We start from the raw sequence: 15,036 nt of genomic DNA on the forward strand, positions 1-15,036 counted from the left end.
CTCGGGCCACACCAGAAACAAAGCACCCCACGCCTTGCGGAGATCCCGCACGGAAATGGCCTGGAACACGCTGGGTCAAGGCGCGTTCGATTGACCCTCATAAAAACGGCCTGGATACTGATTGGGCACGACGCAACAGAAATTCGTTGCACAGCTGAATTCGATTCGAAATTTCATCTGACTGGGGAGGATACATGTTCTCGAACGCGAAGAAGGTCGTGGGTTCGATGGCCGTGGCCTTCGCCGCGGCGGCCACGCTGACCGTGGCCGTGCCGTCCGGCAGTGCCTTCGCCATCGACCACATCCCGTGTGACGGAAGCCGCAATGACTTCCTCAAGATCTGGTCGCACCTCGACGGCCGTGACAGCGTCGACTGCTACGCGAACGGCGGGACGATCGGCTTCGGCGGGTGGTGGGTCGACCGGATCTCCACGGGAAACAACGACCTGGTCTACTCCGACGCCAACGGCGACTCGGTGCGGGTCAACCGCTGGACCGACATCTCGTACCCGAACCGCCCGCCGAAGGTCGACTCCATCCGGATCCTCTGAAGAACCGGCGGAGCGGGCCCCGCTCGGAATTCTCCCGGCCGCATCGCCACAAGTCCCATCACTTGGGTCGCCGTCGAATTTTTCCGTGGCGTGAATTCGCTCCAGCCCGGCTCATCGGTGCCGGCCATGCCCCCCGGCATGGCCGGCACCGGTCTGTGGCGCCGCGGCCTGACAGGCCTGGTGCCTGCCGCCTCCGGAGAGATGCCCGGCCCTCCAGGCCGCCGAGCACCTACGGACTCCGGGCACCGCTCGTCGAGGACAAGCTCGCCGGCAGGGAGGTCGCCGTCTCCACCGGCCCCGCCGCGAGGCCCGCGACACCCTGCTGCTGCGCACCCTGCCCGCGACCGCCGCCGTCGCCTCCTGGCCCCCGCACGCGGCCTCGCGCAGGGCGGTGGCCGGTCCGGCCCGGCCCCAGGGGCCGACTGAGTCCCTGAGTCGGCGGCAGCCGCCGACTCGGGCGCTCACAGACGCTTGTCCTCGGGCGGGCTCTGGGGCAGGTGCATCTCGTCATGGCGCGCCTGTATGCGAGCGATCACGCGTTCCTGTCCCAGCTTCCTTGCTTGGCGGAGCTTGGCTTCGGCGACGAACACGGGAGCCCAGAACAACCAGCCCCACAGGCTGAAGTCCAGCACTCCACTCCACACCAGCGCCTTGTTCGTGCCGAACGACGCCACGAACGTCAGCACGTACGCTTCGACCCGGTGCGCGAGAAGCAGGCGTAGCGGTGCGTTCCGGGCCCCCTGCAACAGCTCGACCGCCGCGGCGAGTTCAGCGGCCCGGAGGTCTTCACCCGTGTCCTCGCCGGACTCGCCACGAGCGGCTCGCCGTAGCGCGTCGGTCACCAGCACGCTCTGCTCCGCTTTGGCCGCCTGCTGAGCCCGCCCTTGAACAGCGGCGACGTTCAGGTCGTCCCAGTAGCCCCGTCCGGCCCAGCCCGTCGCATCATCGACCCGCTCGCGCTCGGCCGACCCGGGCGGGGCCAGCTCTTCGATCCTTTCCCGCAGAGCCACAACACGGCGCGCCCGCCCCGGGTACTCGAAAGAGTCCGAGCGAAGGCACAGCTCCAGGTACGACACCAGGAGTCCGAGATCGTCCGCTGCCAGCGCGAGGCCGTCACGATATGCGGCCTCAGCCTCGCGATCATGGTCGTCCTCGTCTTCCGCGGCATGTGCCTGTCCGAGCCAGCGGAAGAGGACCGGGTCGGGTCCGCACTCCTTGAGCCCCGCCTGTGCCGCGGCTCTCACAGCCTCATAGCCACCCACGGCGAAGAGCTCCGAGCATCTCTCCACGTACTGCTGCCGTTCCACGTTCCCACCCCAGCCGTCCGAAGCAAGCACCTCGGCACCGCTCTCAACCACCACTTGATCACGAACGCCGCGTCAATTGTGCACCCGGCAGCCGAAGCCACTTCTCGACGCCTGCCCCACCCCGCTCACCTGCTGTGACTCAGCACGCTGCTCGTCGCGGGCCTGCCCCGTCGGCCGCCGACGCTCAGCGATGTCGAGCAGCGACTGCCGGAAGTTCGCCGCCGATGGCGACCGGGGTCGGCAGCTGAAAGCTCTCGGGACGCACTGGTAGGCCGGGCCGGTTCTGGGACATGACATGGTGTCCCGTGAAGGCATCAGCCCCATCCCACCAGGAGGTCCTGCATGAGCAGCGACGTAGCGTCACCCGAGAACCCCGAGAACCCCGAGAACCCCGAGGGGCCGGAGGCCGGCCCGGCCGTCGAGGCTCCCGCGGCGGCCGCTCAGGGCGACGTCAAGGCCCGGTTCCTCGCCGCGCTGGAGCGCAAGCACGGCGCCAAGGGCGGGGGCACGGCCGGCGGTCCGAACGGCGATTCGAAGATCCACGGCGCGCACGCCGCGGCAGGGGGTAAGCGCAACTTCCGCCGCAAGAGCGGCGGCTGACCGCACCGGTGCGCAACGAGGCGGCCGGGCCTCGGCGGGGCGGGCGGCCGCGGGCGGGCGGACGGGGCGGACGGGTTCCGGTTCCGCCGTTGCCCGGTGGCTGCGGTGCCAGGAGCGGTGGTGGTGACGCTGCCACCTCCGGTGGGCGGCCACAGCCCGGCGGTGCGGGGGTGGTGCGGGCCGCGCGTCGGGTGACACGGGCTCCGGCTTGGTGGTCGGTGAGCCGCACCCGGATGCCGCCCCGTCCGCCCCGTCCGCCCCGTCCGGTACGTCGCGGTCGTCGGAGGAGCGGAGACCGTGCGCGGGGTCTACGCACCGCCGGGCGGGTCCCCTTCGGGGCTGTCGTCACGGCCGGTGGGCTGTGGGCCTGTGGACGGGAGGTTTCCGCCGGGGATGACCATGCCCGTCTCGTAGGCGATGACGACCATCTGGGCCCGGTCGTGGGCGTGGAGCTTGGCCAGCAGCCGCCGGACGTGTGTCTTGACGGTCGCGATGCTCAGCCCCAGGTGCTCGGCGATCGCGTGGTTGGGCAGTCCCCGGGCCACCAGGCGGAGGACTTCCCGTTCCCGTGGGGTCACGCCCGCCGGCTCCCGGGTGAGTCGCGGGCTCTGCTCGTGGCGTCCGGCGAACTCCCGGATCAGGCGGCGGGTGACCGCGGGCGCGAGCAGGGCGTCGCCGGAGGCGACCACCCGCAGGGCTGTCAGCAGGTCGGCGGGGAGGATGTCCTTCAGGAGGAATCCGCTGGCTCCGCCGCGCAGTGCCGCGTACACGTACTCGTCCAGGTCGAACGTGGTCAGGACCAGCACGCGGGTGCCGACGGCGTCCGGATCCGCGCAGATGCGCCGGGTGGCCTCCAGACCGTCCATGCCCGGCATCCGGATGTCCATCAGCACGACGTCGGGCCGCAGCCGCAGGGCGAGTTCGACGGCCTGCTCGCCGCCGGCGGCCTCGCCCGCGACGGTGAGGTCCGGCACGCTCTCGATGAGCAGGCGGAAGCCCGCCCGCAACAGCGCCTGGTTGTCGGCGATGAGGACCCGGACCGGCCGGTTCACCGTGCCGTCTCCGGTCCGCAGGGCAGCCGCGCATGCACCCGGAACCCGCCCGTCGCCAGCGGGCCGGCGGAGAGGGTCCCGCCGCACATGGCCGCTCGCTCCCGCATCCCGACGAGTCCGTGCCCGCCGCCAGGACGCCGGGACGGGAGCCGCGACGGGAGCCGGGACGGCGCGTCGTTGACGACCTCGATCTCGACCGCCTCGGGACCCGTCCGGGACAGGTTCACCCGGCAGTTGGCCGATCCCGCGTGCCTGACGACGTTGGTGAGGGCTTCCTGAACGATCCGGTAGACCGCCAGTTCCACGCCCGGGGGCAGCGGTGGCTCCGGGTCGACGGACAGCTCCACGCGCGGGCCCGCGCCGGCCGCGAGCGCGGGCAGGTCCGCCAGACCGGGGGCGGGCCCCGACTCGGCTCCGTCACCGGGCGACCGCAGAACGCCGAGCATGCGGCGCATCTCGGTGAGCGCCGTCCGGCCCGCGGTCCCGACCAGTGCGAGGGTGCGCTCGGCCTCCTGCGGGTTGGTGGAGGCCACCGCACGGGCCACCTCGGCCCGTACCGCGATGACCGTCAGATGATGGGCCACCACGTCGTGGAGCTCGCGGGCGATCCGCAGGCGCTCGTCCGTCACGGCCTGTCGGGCGGCGAGTTCCGCGTACGACCGCTGCTCTCTCAGCGCGGTGCCCACCAGCCAGGGCAGGGTCATCATCAACGACGCGAAGACGACACCCCCCGCGACCCCGGAGGCCGGGACCGCTCGCGGCGCGAGGGCCATGGCCGCCGCGACGGCGCCCAGCGAGCAGCCGAGCGCCGTCGCGGACCGGCGCCGCGGCTCCCGCGCCGCCACCGTGTACAGGGCGGCCCCGACGGGGACCCAGGACTCCTCCCATCCGGTGAACGCCATGGCGAGGACCGCCCCGGCCAGGACCGTGTACAGAACCCGGACGGGCCGTCTGCGCCGTACCGCGACCGGCAGCCAGACCACCGCCGCCACGGCTCCCGCGAGCCAGCCACCGCTGTGCGTCTCGCTCGCGCCGAACGCCAGGGCGAGGAGCACGGCCGCGACCGCGTCCACGCCGTGCCACTGTCCGTCCCGCAGACGTCCGGCCACCAGCGGCCGTGGCTCCCCATCGTCCATGCCGGCCACGCTATCCAAGCGGGGCCCGGAGCCTGTCAGCCCCGAGGACGTCATCTCACGGGCTGAGTCATCCGCGTGGCTGATGCCCCTCGTACCCTCCTGGGCTGACACCGGGTTCCTCCCCGGGGGCGAAGCCGTCGAGCCCGTCGGACGGAACAGTGGAACGCATGAATCGGAGAACACTGCTGTCCTCGTGCGCCGCACTGGCCGCCGCCACGGCCCTGGGTCCGCTCGCGCCGCCGGCCGTCGCGCTCCCGGGGCAGGACGAACCCGTGCGGTTCCGGTTGCCCGCCCCGAACGGGCCGTACCCGGTGGGTACGGTCGCGCTGCACCTGGCCGACACCGCGCGGCCGGACCCCTGGGTGCCCTCCCGCCCCTGCCGTGAGCTGATGATCAGCATCTGGTACCCCGCCCGCGGCGGCGCGGCCCGCCCCACTGTTCCCTGGATGCCTGCGGCGGCGGCCGACCGGTACCTGAGCCTGCTCGGCCTGCCTCCCGGCCGGGTACAACTGGGAGACACCCACGGCCACGAGGGCGCTCCCGTCGGCGGCCCACCGGGCCTCCTGCCGGTCGTGCTCTACTCCCCCGGCGCCAACGCGTCACGGTCGTTCGGCACCGGCGTCGTGGAAGACCTCGCCGGTCACGGCTTCCTGGTGGTCACCGTCGACCACACCTACGACGCCGCCGCCGTCGAGTTCCCCGGTGGACGCGTCGAGACGAATCCGCTGGGCAGGATCAGCGACTACGCCAAGGCCCTCGCGGTCCGTACCGCCGACATCCGCTTCGTCCTGGACCGGCTCGCCGTCCTCCAGTCGGGTGGCCACCCCGGCGTCTGCCGCACCCCGCTGCCCACGGGCCTGCGCGGGGCGCTCGACCTGCGGCGTGTCGGGATGCTCGGCCACTCCCTGGGCGGCGCCACCACCGCCGCGACGATGCTCACCGACGGGCGGATCACCGCGGGAGCGAGCCTGGACGGGGGCGCGGCGGGCCCGGTGGTGGACGCCGGGCTCGACCGTCCGTTCCTGGTCGTGGACACCCCGGGCAAGGGCGGCATGGAGAGCAACCCCGCCCTGCGCGCGTTCTGGTCGCATCTGCGCGGCTGGCGCCTGCATCTGACCGTACGGGGAGCCGCGCACGAGTCGTTCGGCGACGATGCGCTGATCCTGCCGCTGATCGCCCCTCTCCTGGGCATGTCGGCGCCCGATCTGGAGGACGAGGTCGGGACGATTCCCGGCCACCGGGCACAGGCGTTCCAACGCGCCTACCCGCGGGCCTTCTTCGACCTCCACCTCCGCGACCGGGGGCGGCTGCTCGACGGTCCCTCCCCCGACTTCCCCGAGGTCGACTACGCCCGGTGAACGCCTCGGCGCCGGGCTCGGGAAGACCGGCGGGTCCACCGAACGCGGCGCCTCCGGCCGGCGCCGACGTCAGTGACGCCTGTTCAGCAGCCCGCGTTCGAGGGCTACGACCACCGCGTGGGTGCGGTCCCTGACGTCGAGCTTGGCGAAGACCCGCGGCAGATGGGTCTTCACCGTGGCCTCCGCGATGACCAGCCGCCGGCCGATCTCCGCGTTGGACAACCCGTCGGCGACCGCGCTCAGTACGTCCGCCTCCCGCGTGGTCAGAGCCACCGGAGCGGGCTGCCGCATGCGCGCGACCAGCCGCTCCGCGACCCTCGGGGCCAGGACGGTCTCGCCGCGGGACGCGGACCGGATGGCATCGACGAGCTGGTCACGCGTGGTGTCCTTGAGCAGGTAGCCGATCGCGCCGGCCTCGACCGCGCGCTCGATCTCCGCGTCGGTGTCGTACGTGGTGAGGATCAGCACCCGGGTCCCCGGGTGGCGGGCGACGATCTCGGCGGTGGCACTCGCCCCGTCGAGGACCGGCATCCGCAGATCGATCAGTGCCACATCGGGCTTCAGGAGCCCGACGAGTTCGACGGCCGCGCGGCCGTCGCCGCCCTCCCCGACGATGTCGATGGCGGGTTCCGAAGCCAGCAGGGCGACGACCCCGGCGCGCATGACCGTGTGGTCGTCGACCACGATGATGCGCAGGCTTTCCGGTTCCGTTCGGACTGTCATGTCGTCACACCTGACTGTTCGCGGGAATCACGGCGAGGACGCGGGTGCCGTCGCCGGGGGAACTGGTGACGGTGAGTTCGCCGCCGATTTCGGCGAGGCGGTTGCGCATGCCGTTGAGCCCGAAGCCGGCGGATTCCTCGACCACGAAGCCCCTGCCGTCGTCGGTTATCTCCAGTTCGACGCCGTACGCGGACGCGGTGAGGACGATCTCCACCGCGGAGGCGGCCGCGTGCTTGCGGACGTTGGCCAGGGACTCCTGGGTGCAGCGCAGGAGCGCGATCCGGGCCGGCTGGTCGCACTCGACGTCCGGCAGGTCCGCGGTGACGGTGAGCCCCGTGTCCTCGGTGAACCGGTCCAGGGTCCGGCGCAGGGCCCCCGCGACCGAGCCGAGGGCGGGACCGCTCTGCGGGGCGGAGCCGACGAGTACCCGCGCCTCGGCGAAGTTCTCGCGTGCGGTGTTCTCGATCGAGAGCAGTTGCCGGGCGCTCCTGCCCGGGTCCGTGTCGAGGCCGGAGCGGGCCGCCTCCGCCAGCACGATGATGGATGCGAAGCCCTGGGCGAGGGTGTCGTGGATCTCCCGTGCGAGCCGCTCGCGCTCCTCCGTGGCGCCCTGGAGCCTGTGCGCCTCGGCCAGGCGCCGTTGGGCGCTCTCCAGCTCGCCGGCCAGGCGGCGGGCGCGCTCGTCGCTCTGCTCGACGATTCGGACCACCCCCAGTCCGAGCAGCACGCTCACCGTGTAGCCGATGAGGGTGAAGACGATGTTGCCGGTGGAGAAGTCCTCCACGTGCCGGCTCTGATGGCGGACGATGCCGGCGACGGTGGCCGCGGCGGCGGCGCCGCTGAACGCGATCGAGTACCGCGGGCTCCACGCTGTCCACCTCGGGAAGCTTCCGCATCCGCTCGGTGAGTTCCCGCGCGGCCGAGGCGGCGGCGGCCGTGTCCAGCGGTCCGGACCTGGCGTGGATGATGATCTGCTCGGTCGGCCGCTGCTACAGGCCGCCCGCGGTCGCGATCGCCTCGGCCCGCCCCGCCTCACCGACCCGGTAGTCCTCGGTCGTGGCTTCGTGGGAGCCGACCGTGACGCCGGCACCGAGGCACAGGATGACGAACGCGAACCAGCCGGCGATCGCGCGCCACGCGTGCCGGGCGCTCCATCGGGCTATCCGGACAGGGAGTTGGCTCATACCCGAGATCCTGGTCGGCCGGGGGCGGAGCCCGACACGCCCGGCCGGTTGAACCTCGGGTCCACCGTTCGGTGGACAGGACGGCCCTGCGGGGCGGTACGGCAGGACGTTCCGTCAGCGGTGCGGGATCGGTACGCCCGCGGCCCGGAGCTTGGCCTCGGTGAGCGCGGTCAGCCGGGCCGCGACCGGTGCCTGGTCCCCACGGTGGTTGTTGATCAGCTTGTACTGGGCGGAAGCCCTGGACCATGCCCGCAGGCCGGCACGGTCTCCCTGCAACGCGGGGTCGGCGAGGTAGCGCTCGGCCATGGCGGTCGCGAGTTCTTCGATTCTCGGGTCGTCCGGCTCCCAGGTCTCCGCCTCCCGGCCGCGCTTGATCAGGTCGACGTGCTCGGGGTCGTCCAGTCCGTGTTCGAGTCGGGTCAGGAAGCCGTCGAAGCCCTCCGGGACCAGCGCCCTGGCCAGCACCAGTGCCTCGCGTTGTGCGGCCACGTAGTCGGGGCCGAAGCCGAGACCGGGCATCCGGTCCAGGATCGCGCAGGCGCGGTCGGGCAGCAGGGCCCGGTCGCCGTCGGCGAGCCGGTGCAGCGTGTCGCGGCGGGCGGTCAACTCGTCGATGCGCCGGGTGAGTTGCCGCCCGACGTCGGCGAGTGCGGCGCCGAACTGCTCGGCGCCGGCACCGAGCATGGGGCCGACCTCGGCCAGTGGCACACCCGCGGCGGCCAGCGTCCGCACCTGTACCAGCCGCAACAACTCGCCGGATCCGTACCGCCGGTAGCCGGAGCTGTCGCGTTCCGGCTCCGCGACCAGGCCGAGCTTGTGATAGTGCCGCACCGTCTTCACCGTGACGCCGACGAACGCCGCCGCCTGCCCGATCGTGACCCCGTTCCTCATCCGCCCAGCCTGCCGCAGAACACCTCGTCGAGGAAGCGCTGCTGGGCACTCCGGAAGGCCGGTGCCACGGCCATGCCGGCGTCGTCCACCCAGGTCAGCCCGGCGGTCAGCGTCCTGGCACCGTCGGCCGTGCCGTACATCAGCGCCGCCGAGCCCATGACGGCGCCGTGGTGGTGGAAGACGGTGCCGCCGTCCGTCTCCTGGGCGAACACCCCCAGGCCGTAGCCGGCCGTCGGTTCCGGTGTGCGCATCTCGGTCAGCAGGGCGGCCGGCAGGAGCTTGCCTCCCATCAGTGCGGAGAAGTACGTGTGGAGATCCTTGGTGGTCGAGATCATGTCGCCGCCGGCCCCCACCCAGGACGGGTTCTGGCGGGTGACGTCGACGGTCCGCTGCTGCCCGGCGTCCTCGTAGCGGTAGTAGCCGTGGTTGTGCGGCTCGGGGATCTCCGGCGAGGTGCCCGGCGCCACGGTGCCGGTCATCTCCAGCGGCCCGAGGATCAGCCGCCGCAACTCCTCGGCGAACGAACGACCGGTGACCTTCTCGACCACCAGCCGGGCCAGCACGTAGTTGGTGTTCGCGTAGCTCCAGCCCGCACCCGGCGCGAACCGCGCCGGCCTGGACAACGACAGCCGCACCAGCTCTTCGGGCCGGTAGGTCCTGAAGCGGGCGTCCACCCACTCCTTGCCCCGCCAGGGCACCCCGGGCACGATCGTCCCGTCCTCGTAGAGCTCGCCGGTGTGGTTGAAGATCCCGCTGGTGTGCTGCAGCAGCATCCGGACCGTGATCCGCCGGTCCGGCCCGAACTCCGGCAGGTAGTCGGCGACCGGGGCGTCCAGCCCGATCCTGCCCTCGGCCACCAGCATGAGCACCGAGGTGGCGACGAAGTTCTTGGTGGTGCTGCCGATGCGGAAGTGAGCGTCGGTCAGCGGCCTGGTGCTCCCGCCCAGCTCGCGCGCGCCGGCGCTGCCGACCCACTCGCCCCGCTCGTCGTTCACCCGTAGTTGGATCCCGGTGAAACCGGCCTCGACCAGTTCCTCGATCGCCTTCCGCAGCTCCGGACGGTCCTGCTCCTGGCCGGAAACAGCAGTGTGCATGGTGGCTCGCTCCTTCGTGTCGCCGTGTCGGTCCCGGCGTCCTGCCGATGTGCCGAGCCTCCACCCTGACCCAGGGTCAACCTCAACTGTGGCCTGGACCACAGCGGAGGCCTGCCGCAGGACATAACGCTTGCGTCACGACCGGAGATCGCGTGCAGCACACGCCGAGGGTGGTCGCCGCTTCGGCGTAGCCGAGCCCGGACCGGACGCACAGCGCGAAGACCTCGCGTTCCCGCCAGGGCCTCGCGGGCGGCCGCGAGTTCCTCGGAGTCGGCCATGCGGCCGACGAGTTCGTCCGCGAAGCCGGGGACCACCTCGGCGGCGGGGACGGGGCGGGCGCGGGCCCGGGGCGGTGGTGCGCCCCGGGCCCGGCCGCCGGCGGGTCAGGACGCCGAGGTGTACGCGGTGAAGAAGCGGGACGGGAGCGGCGAACCGGAGGCGTTGAAGCAGATCGGGTACAGGTTCACCGTGCCGGCGCTGCGGTTCCACGGGGCGGCCAGGGTGCAGTGGTCCGGACCCGGGCCGAAGGCCGTCACCTGCGCGGTGTCCGGGGGCACGGCGATGTTCGGCAGGTTGACGGTGTAGGGGACGGAGCCGGCGAGCGTGTTGGCCGCGCCGGAGGAGTTGAAGCTGGTCGCGGCGGGCACCCCGCCGTTGAACCACAGGTAGCCGTAGGACTTGGGCGGCAGGGCCGGCCCGTGCACGGCCCGCTTCTCCGAGTAGCTCAGCGTCCAGCGGGTGTCGTACAGGACGTTGCCCGCGTTGTAGCAGTTGACGATGACGGTCTGGCCGGTCGGGGACGGCGACCAGTCGGCGACCTTGCAACGCGCGCCGTTGACCGCGTCGACGGCGGTGACCTCCAGGTTGCCGGCCGGGGTGGACTGGCCCAGGCCCGGCAGCCAGACCTTCCAGACGCCGGTGCCGCCGGAGCCGACGGCGTTGGTGCCACCGGTCGAGTTGTACTGGGCGGCCACCGGTCCGGTCGGGTTGGCGAAGACGTAGCCGTAGCCGCCGACGGCCGGGGACGGCACTCCGCTGCTGGTGGTGTAGAGGACGGTGAAGCGGTTGTCCTCGGGCGCCCCGCCCGTGCGGTAGCAGCCGACGGCGACGTCCTGGCCGGAGCCCGCGGTGGCCCAGCCCCTGACCTGGCACCAGGAGCCGGTGCGGGCGACGGCGGTGACGTGCGCGATGCCGCCGGGACCCGCGATCAGCGGGAAGTGCACGACGTAGGAGCCGGTGCCGACCTTGTCGACCTTCACCGGGTTGGAGGCCGGCGAGGGCCAGCTGCCCCACTGGCGGGTGGTGTCGGGGACGTATCCCGGCGACGGCGTCGGGTTGTCGAGGTAGGCGAAGCCCCAGCGGTCGGGGACGGCGGCGTACGCCGGGCCGGTGGCCGGGAGGCCGACGCCCACGAGGGCGGCCAGCACGGCGAGGACGAGCGGCAGGGCGCGGACGGCGCGGAACGCGCGGTCCGCGGGGACGGGTCTGACCGGTGGAACGTCGGTGCCGGCGTGCATGGGCGTACCCCTCGGGTGTGGGTGGTCACGGGCGGCCTGCGCGGTGGTGCCCGCCCTGCTGCTGCGCTCGTGCCCGGGGTGAGCCGGGCACGCGGCGGCCGGCGGGGCGACCGGTCCGTCAGGGAGGGGACCGGTGCCGCCCGGTGTCGGCCGGCAGGGGCGGGGTCGGGGGTCAGGCCCGACGGGGCTCACATCGTAGGGGCGCTCCGGGCGCGCCGCACAGGCCTGCGGCGGGCGCGGGCCGGGCCGTTGCCGGCCCTTCCCCGGGCGTCCGGAGGACGCCCCTCCGGACGCGTCGCGCCCCGGCCGTCCCGCCCGCCGCCGCACCGGCACCGCCGGCCCCACGGTACCCTCACGTCCCGTCCGCGCCGTGGCCGGAAACGGCCGTTCCGGGTCCGCCGGGCGGAACCGTTCGTACCGGGGGCGGCGGTTTGGCGGGATCTCATCAGGGCGGTGTCCGGGGCATTGACCCGGGTCCCGCCCGGCGGTTGGCTCCTACCCCGGGCCGACCGCCGAGGGCGCGGGCCGCCGGTCGTGTACGGGCCGCGCGAGGTGCTAGAGGCGGAACGGGTTCCCGCCCTGGCCGGCCAGCAGGTACCAGGCGGTGGCGCCGGTGTGGAGGGAGGCGTAGTAGATGTCGCCTTCTCCGGTGGCGAGTCCGTCGCTGGAGGCTGCCACGATGCCCTGCCCGTCGCCGTTGGGCGCCTCGGCCTGGATCCTGGTCAGGGTGTCCTGGAGGACGGCGGCCTTGTCCCGGTCGCCGGCCGCGCCGCGGGCGTGGTAGGCGGCCAGCAGGTGGGCGGTGCCCTCCAGCCAGACCTTGCCGGTGTCGGCCTTGGCGAAGCTCACCCCGCGGTAGGGCCCGTCGGTGGCGGCGAGGTGCTCGGCTGCCCAGTCCACCGAGCGGGAGAAGGACGGGTCCAGGGTGGCGAGGTAGCTCCAGGTCTGGACGTCCTCGGGGACGCTGTCCCGGTTCTGGGTGACGCCGTCGGTCCCGGTGCCGGTCCACAGCCGGCCGTCGTCGGCCTGCATGCCGCGCACGAACGCGAACGCGTTGTCCGAGCGGGACTTCCAGGTCTGGTCACCGGTGACCTGCGCGAGCATGGCGAAGAACGCGCCGACGTCGATGTTGTGTTCGGTCGCCTTCCACTCCCGGCGCACCATCGCGTCCCCCGTGCCGCCGGTGTCCACCCAGCCCCCGGTGTACCCGCCCAGGCCCCGGCTGTCGGCGGCGTTGGTCTGGATCCACTCCGCGGCCTTCAACGCGCCCTCGCGGAAGCGCTGTTCGCCGGTCTCCTTGTACAGGCGGGAGAACGCCATGCCGGCCCAGGCCATGTTGCCGGTGTAGACGGAGAACCCGCCCACGTAAGGGGTGCCGTCGGCGGTGACGAAGGGGTTGGGGAGGTAGGAGGCGCGGATGCGGCCGTCGGGCACCTTGTCGTGCGCCTGGGCGTAGAGCAGGCTGTCGCCCAGCCGGGTCGCCCTGGCGACGTCGCGGTTCTTGCGCTGGAGCAGTGCGGCGATCATGACGGAGTTGTCGTAGGTGAAGGACGACTGGTAGCCGTCCGGCCCGAACTCCGCGCCGGGGGCGAAGTGCCCGCCGGTGTAGCTCTGCGGCACGCCCAGCCCCGAGGCCGCGTACCGGTCGTGGGTCTTGGCCAGGAACGACGCCGCCGCGCCCAGCGACGCGTCGGGGGCACCCGGCACGTCCTCGGGCAGGGAGATGTCCCCGGTGGCCTCGACGTATTCGTCCGACAGCCCCGTTCCCTGCGGTATCAGGGTGAACCGCTGGCCGGGATCGTCCTGGTTGCAGGGTTCCTGGGTGGCCACACCGCTCACCAGCATCTGGCCGGAGCCGAACCAGCGGAAGCCTTCCGAGACCTTGAGACAGGCGTTCAAAGGCCCGTTCCTGATGATCACCGGGGACTTGTTGGGGTCGGCGCTGGGGATGTGCACGAAGTTGAAGCTGTGATCCCCGTTGTTGAACTTGAGCCTTCGGTGGTACGTCTCGTCGATCAGGGAGTGTGTGGTTCCCGAAGTGTCCAGGGCCAGTTGGAGGTTCCACACCGTGCCCGGCCGGCCTGGATCGGTGCCTATGGCCCGCCCCTGCGGGACGGAGCCCAGGACGGCGCCGTTCTCGGCCCTGACGGTCACCCTGTCGTAGAGCTCCTGGGGCACCTTGGTGGCGGGCAGCAGCTCCATGTCGCCGGGGCCGATGTCGCGAGTGCCCCAGGGCGTGCCGACCGTGATGGTGGCGCCCAGGGTCCTCAGTACCGTGTCCATACGGACGAAGGTCATCGAGGTGGTGCACTGGGCCGTCAGACTCGTCGTGCAGAGTTGGGAACCGCGGCTTCCTCCCGAGGAGACGATTCCCACGGCCGTCACGTACTGTCCGGGTGACCCGTTGTCGTTGGGGTCGGCGAGCACGACCGGCCCGCCGCTGTCACCCGTGATGCCCGCCCACGGATCCCGGTCCAGAAGGGTCGGGACCTTCTTGCTCTGCCAACCGCTGCTGTACGTCCCGCTCTTGTAGGTGATGACCCCGTCGCTGGTCTCCGAGGCCGGCACGGTCGCGGAGTAGCTGTCGAGGTAGCCGGTGACACGGATGTTGCAGGTCGTACCGGACCGGGATCCGCCGTTGCAGACGTAGTTGCCGCTCTGCGGCAGTTTCGCACTGCTGACCCAGGTCTTCTGAGTGGTTCCCGGCTCGCCCTTGAGCCCCGGGCCGGTCCACATCTTCGGCTCGAACGCGGTCCCGGGGAACGGCCTCACTGCCGCGATGTCGTAGGGCACACCGTAGGGGTCCGAGTATCGGGGGGTCACGCGCTCGCCGAACGCGGGCCCGTAGGGATCGCTGCTGGGCCGGCGGTCCTGCTTCCCGCCGGGGACGAAGCAGTGGTCGGCGGTGAACATGACCGGCGACGCGTTGATCTTTCCGGTGAATCCGGTGCTGCAGATCGGACGGATCATCTGCGCACCGGCGGCACTCGGGTCGTTCTCACGATCGGGATAGGCCCCGGGGTCGGCCAGCGCGATCGAGGACTGTCCGTCGGATGTCACGTGCACCGCCACACCCAGGCCGGCGACGGCTTCGCGCAGTCGCCGAGCGTCCGCGTCGGTACCGATCACCGGCACGGACAGCGCACTGGCGTCCGTCTCACGCTTGACGTGCTCGAGCCCGATCCCCGCCTGCTGGGCCAGGTTCCTCACCCGCGCGGCGGCCTCCGCCAGCTGGCCCTCGGTGTGGGCGGCCGGCTTGACCTCGACCGCGACCCGCCCGGTGGCGATGATCGCTCTGGCCTGAGGGGTCACGGGGCCGCGCCAGTAGACGGTCAGGTGCCGCTTGTCCGGTGAGGCGTCGACCCCTCCGACGCCCTGATCGGCACTCTGGCCCGGTGACTTCTGCAGCGCGTAGGCGGTCTCGTTCATCCGGTCCTGGAGGTTGAGTACCTGATCCCAGGACATGAACGGAACGGGGCTGCCGAGTGAGTTCGTCACCGGTTCGACACCTGGTGCGGCTGCGACCCCGAGCATTGACGTGGCGAGGGCGACACAGGCCAGGAAGAGCCGTGGTCTGCCGTGCCGCGATGAATGGATGCGACGAGAGGACAAAGTTCTTTTAC

At 72.1% G+C, this 15,036-nt stretch carries 11 protein-coding genes and 2 pseudogenes; 3 read left to right on the forward strand and 10 right to left on the reverse strand.

Translation table 11 applies throughout. The annotated features are described in order from the left end of the window. The first annotated feature begins 194 nt into the window (after positions 1 to 194). A complete protein-coding gene (locus ACZ7C5_RS30755) occupies positions 195 to 551 on the forward strand; it encodes a beta/gamma crystallin domain-containing protein (protein WP_401092230.1) in 357 nt (118 codons plus the stop codon). Between the two features lie 461 nt (positions 552 to 1,012). Here ACZ7C5_RS30755 and ACZ7C5_RS30760 read toward each other — a convergent pair whose 3' ends face one another. Continuing rightward, positions 1,013 to 1,858, reverse strand: a complete 846-nt coding sequence (locus ACZ7C5_RS30760) for a hypothetical protein (protein WP_401092231.1) — start codon at positions 1,856 to 1,858, stop codon at positions 1,013 to 1,015. 342 nt (positions 1,859 to 2,200) lie between these two features. On the opposite strand from ACZ7C5_RS30760, the gene ACZ7C5_RS30765 reads away from it, so the two are divergent. Continuing rightward, positions 2,201 to 2,458 (forward strand): DUF5302 domain-containing protein, encoded by a 258-nt coding sequence (locus ACZ7C5_RS30765; protein ID WP_470323915.1) that lies wholly within the window; start codon positions 2,201 to 2,203, stop codon positions 2,456 to 2,458. Positions 2,459 to 2,766: 308 nt separating this feature from the next. Here the strand turns inward: ACZ7C5_RS30765 and ACZ7C5_RS30770 are convergent, their stop codons facing one another. Both ACZ7C5_RS30770 and ACZ7C5_RS30775 read right to left on the reverse strand, forming a co-directional pair. Further along, on the reverse strand, positions 2,767 to 3,510 hold the full coding sequence (locus ACZ7C5_RS30770) for a response regulator (protein ID WP_401092233.1): 744 nt from the start codon (positions 3,508 to 3,510) through the stop codon (positions 2,767 to 2,769). Beyond that, positions 3,507 to 4,646 (reverse strand): sensor histidine kinase, encoded by a 1,140-nt coding sequence (locus ACZ7C5_RS30775; RefSeq protein WP_470323916.1) that lies wholly within the window; start codon positions 4,644 to 4,646, stop codon positions 3,507 to 3,509. The genes ACZ7C5_RS30770 and ACZ7C5_RS30775 overlap by 4 nt, the downstream gene beginning before the upstream one ends. A 167-nt stretch (positions 4,647 to 4,813) precedes the next feature. Here ACZ7C5_RS30775 and ACZ7C5_RS30780 point away from each other — a divergent pair, with 167 nt between their 5' ends. Continuing rightward, a complete protein-coding gene (locus ACZ7C5_RS30780; RefSeq protein WP_470323917.1) occupies positions 4,814 to 6,004 on the forward strand; it encodes an alpha/beta hydrolase family protein in 1,191 nt (396 codons plus the stop codon). Between the two features lie 69 nt (positions 6,005 to 6,073). On the opposite strand, the gene ACZ7C5_RS30785 is transcribed toward ACZ7C5_RS30780, so the two are convergent. The 7 genes and pseudogenes from ACZ7C5_RS30785 to ACZ7C5_RS30815 all read right to left on the reverse strand — a co-directional run bounded on the left by ACZ7C5_RS30785 (position 6,074) and on the right by ACZ7C5_RS30815 (position 14,911). Next, entirely contained in the window at positions 6,074 to 6,727 is a 654-nt protein-coding gene (locus ACZ7C5_RS30785) for a response regulator (RefSeq protein WP_470323918.1), read from the reverse strand. 4 nt (positions 6,728 to 6,731) lie between these two features. Then, positions 6,732 to 7,592, reverse strand: a pseudogene (locus ACZ7C5_RS30790) (sensor histidine kinase); the annotation flags it as partial. Beyond that, a pseudogene (locus ACZ7C5_RS30795) lies at positions 7,582 to 7,911 on the reverse strand (MMPL family transporter); the annotation flags it as partial. The pseudogenes ACZ7C5_RS30790 and ACZ7C5_RS30795, both read right to left, overlap by 11 nt. 114 nt (positions 7,912 to 8,025) lie before the next feature. After that, positions 8,026 to 8,802, reverse strand: a complete 777-nt coding sequence (locus ACZ7C5_RS30800; protein WP_401092237.1) for a MerR family transcriptional regulator — start codon at positions 8,800 to 8,802, stop codon at positions 8,026 to 8,028. After that, the gene (locus tag ACZ7C5_RS30805) at positions 8,799 to 9,896 is read right to left on the reverse strand and encodes a serine hydrolase domain-containing protein (RefSeq protein WP_401092238.1); all 1,098 of its coding nucleotides are present in this window, start codon (positions 9,894 to 9,896) and stop codon (positions 8,799 to 8,801) included. Before ACZ7C5_RS30805 ends, ACZ7C5_RS30800 begins: the two co-directional genes overlap by 4 nt. A gap of 383 nt (positions 9,897 to 10,279) precedes the next feature. Next, complete coding sequence (locus tag ACZ7C5_RS30810; RefSeq protein WP_401092239.1) at positions 10,280 to 11,413, reverse strand: hypothetical protein; 1,134 nt, start codon at positions 11,411 to 11,413, stop codon at positions 10,280 to 10,282. Between the two features lie 555 nt (positions 11,414 to 11,968). Continuing rightward, positions 11,969 to 14,911: a chymotrypsin family serine protease gene (locus ACZ7C5_RS30815; protein WP_470323919.1), complete on the reverse strand. Its 2,943-nt coding sequence runs from the start codon at positions 14,909 to 14,911 to the stop codon at positions 11,969 to 11,971. Between the last annotated feature and the right edge of the window lie 125 nt (positions 14,912 to 15,036).

Source organism: Kitasatospora sp. NPDC036993 (assembly GCF_055607525.1).

Excerpts from the sequence above, each read along its gene's own strand:
- ACZ7C5_RS30780 (WP_470323917.1), top strand. The coding sequence starts at position 4,814 with ATGAATCGGAGAACACTGCTGTCCTCGTGCGCCGCACTGGCCGCCGCC.
- ACZ7C5_RS30785 (WP_470323918.1), bottom strand. The coding sequence starts at position 6,727 with ATGACAGTCCGAACGGAACCGGAAAGCCTGCGCATCATCGTGGTCGAC.
- ACZ7C5_RS30800 (WP_401092237.1), bottom strand. The coding sequence starts at position 8,802 with ATGAGGAACGGGGTCACGATCGGGCAGGCGGCGGCGTTCGTCGGCGTC.
- ACZ7C5_RS30755 (WP_401092230.1), top strand. The coding sequence starts at position 195 with ATGTTCTCGAACGCGAAGAAGGTCGTGGGTTCGATGGCCGTGGCCTTC.
- ACZ7C5_RS30765 (WP_470323915.1), top strand. The coding sequence starts at position 2,201 with ATGAGCAGCGACGTAGCGTCACCCGAGAACCCCGAGAACCCCGAGAAC.
- ACZ7C5_RS30805 (WP_401092238.1), bottom strand. The coding sequence starts at position 9,896 with ATGCACACTGCTGTTTCCGGCCAGGAGCAGGACCGTCCGGAGCTGCGG.
- ACZ7C5_RS30775 (WP_470323916.1), bottom strand. The coding sequence starts at position 4,646 with ATGGACGATGGGGAGCCACGGCCGCTGGTGGCCGGACGTCTGCGGGAC.
- ACZ7C5_RS30810 (WP_401092239.1), bottom strand. The coding sequence starts at position 11,413 with ATGCACGCCGGCACCGACGTTCCACCGGTCAGACCCGTCCCCGCGGAC.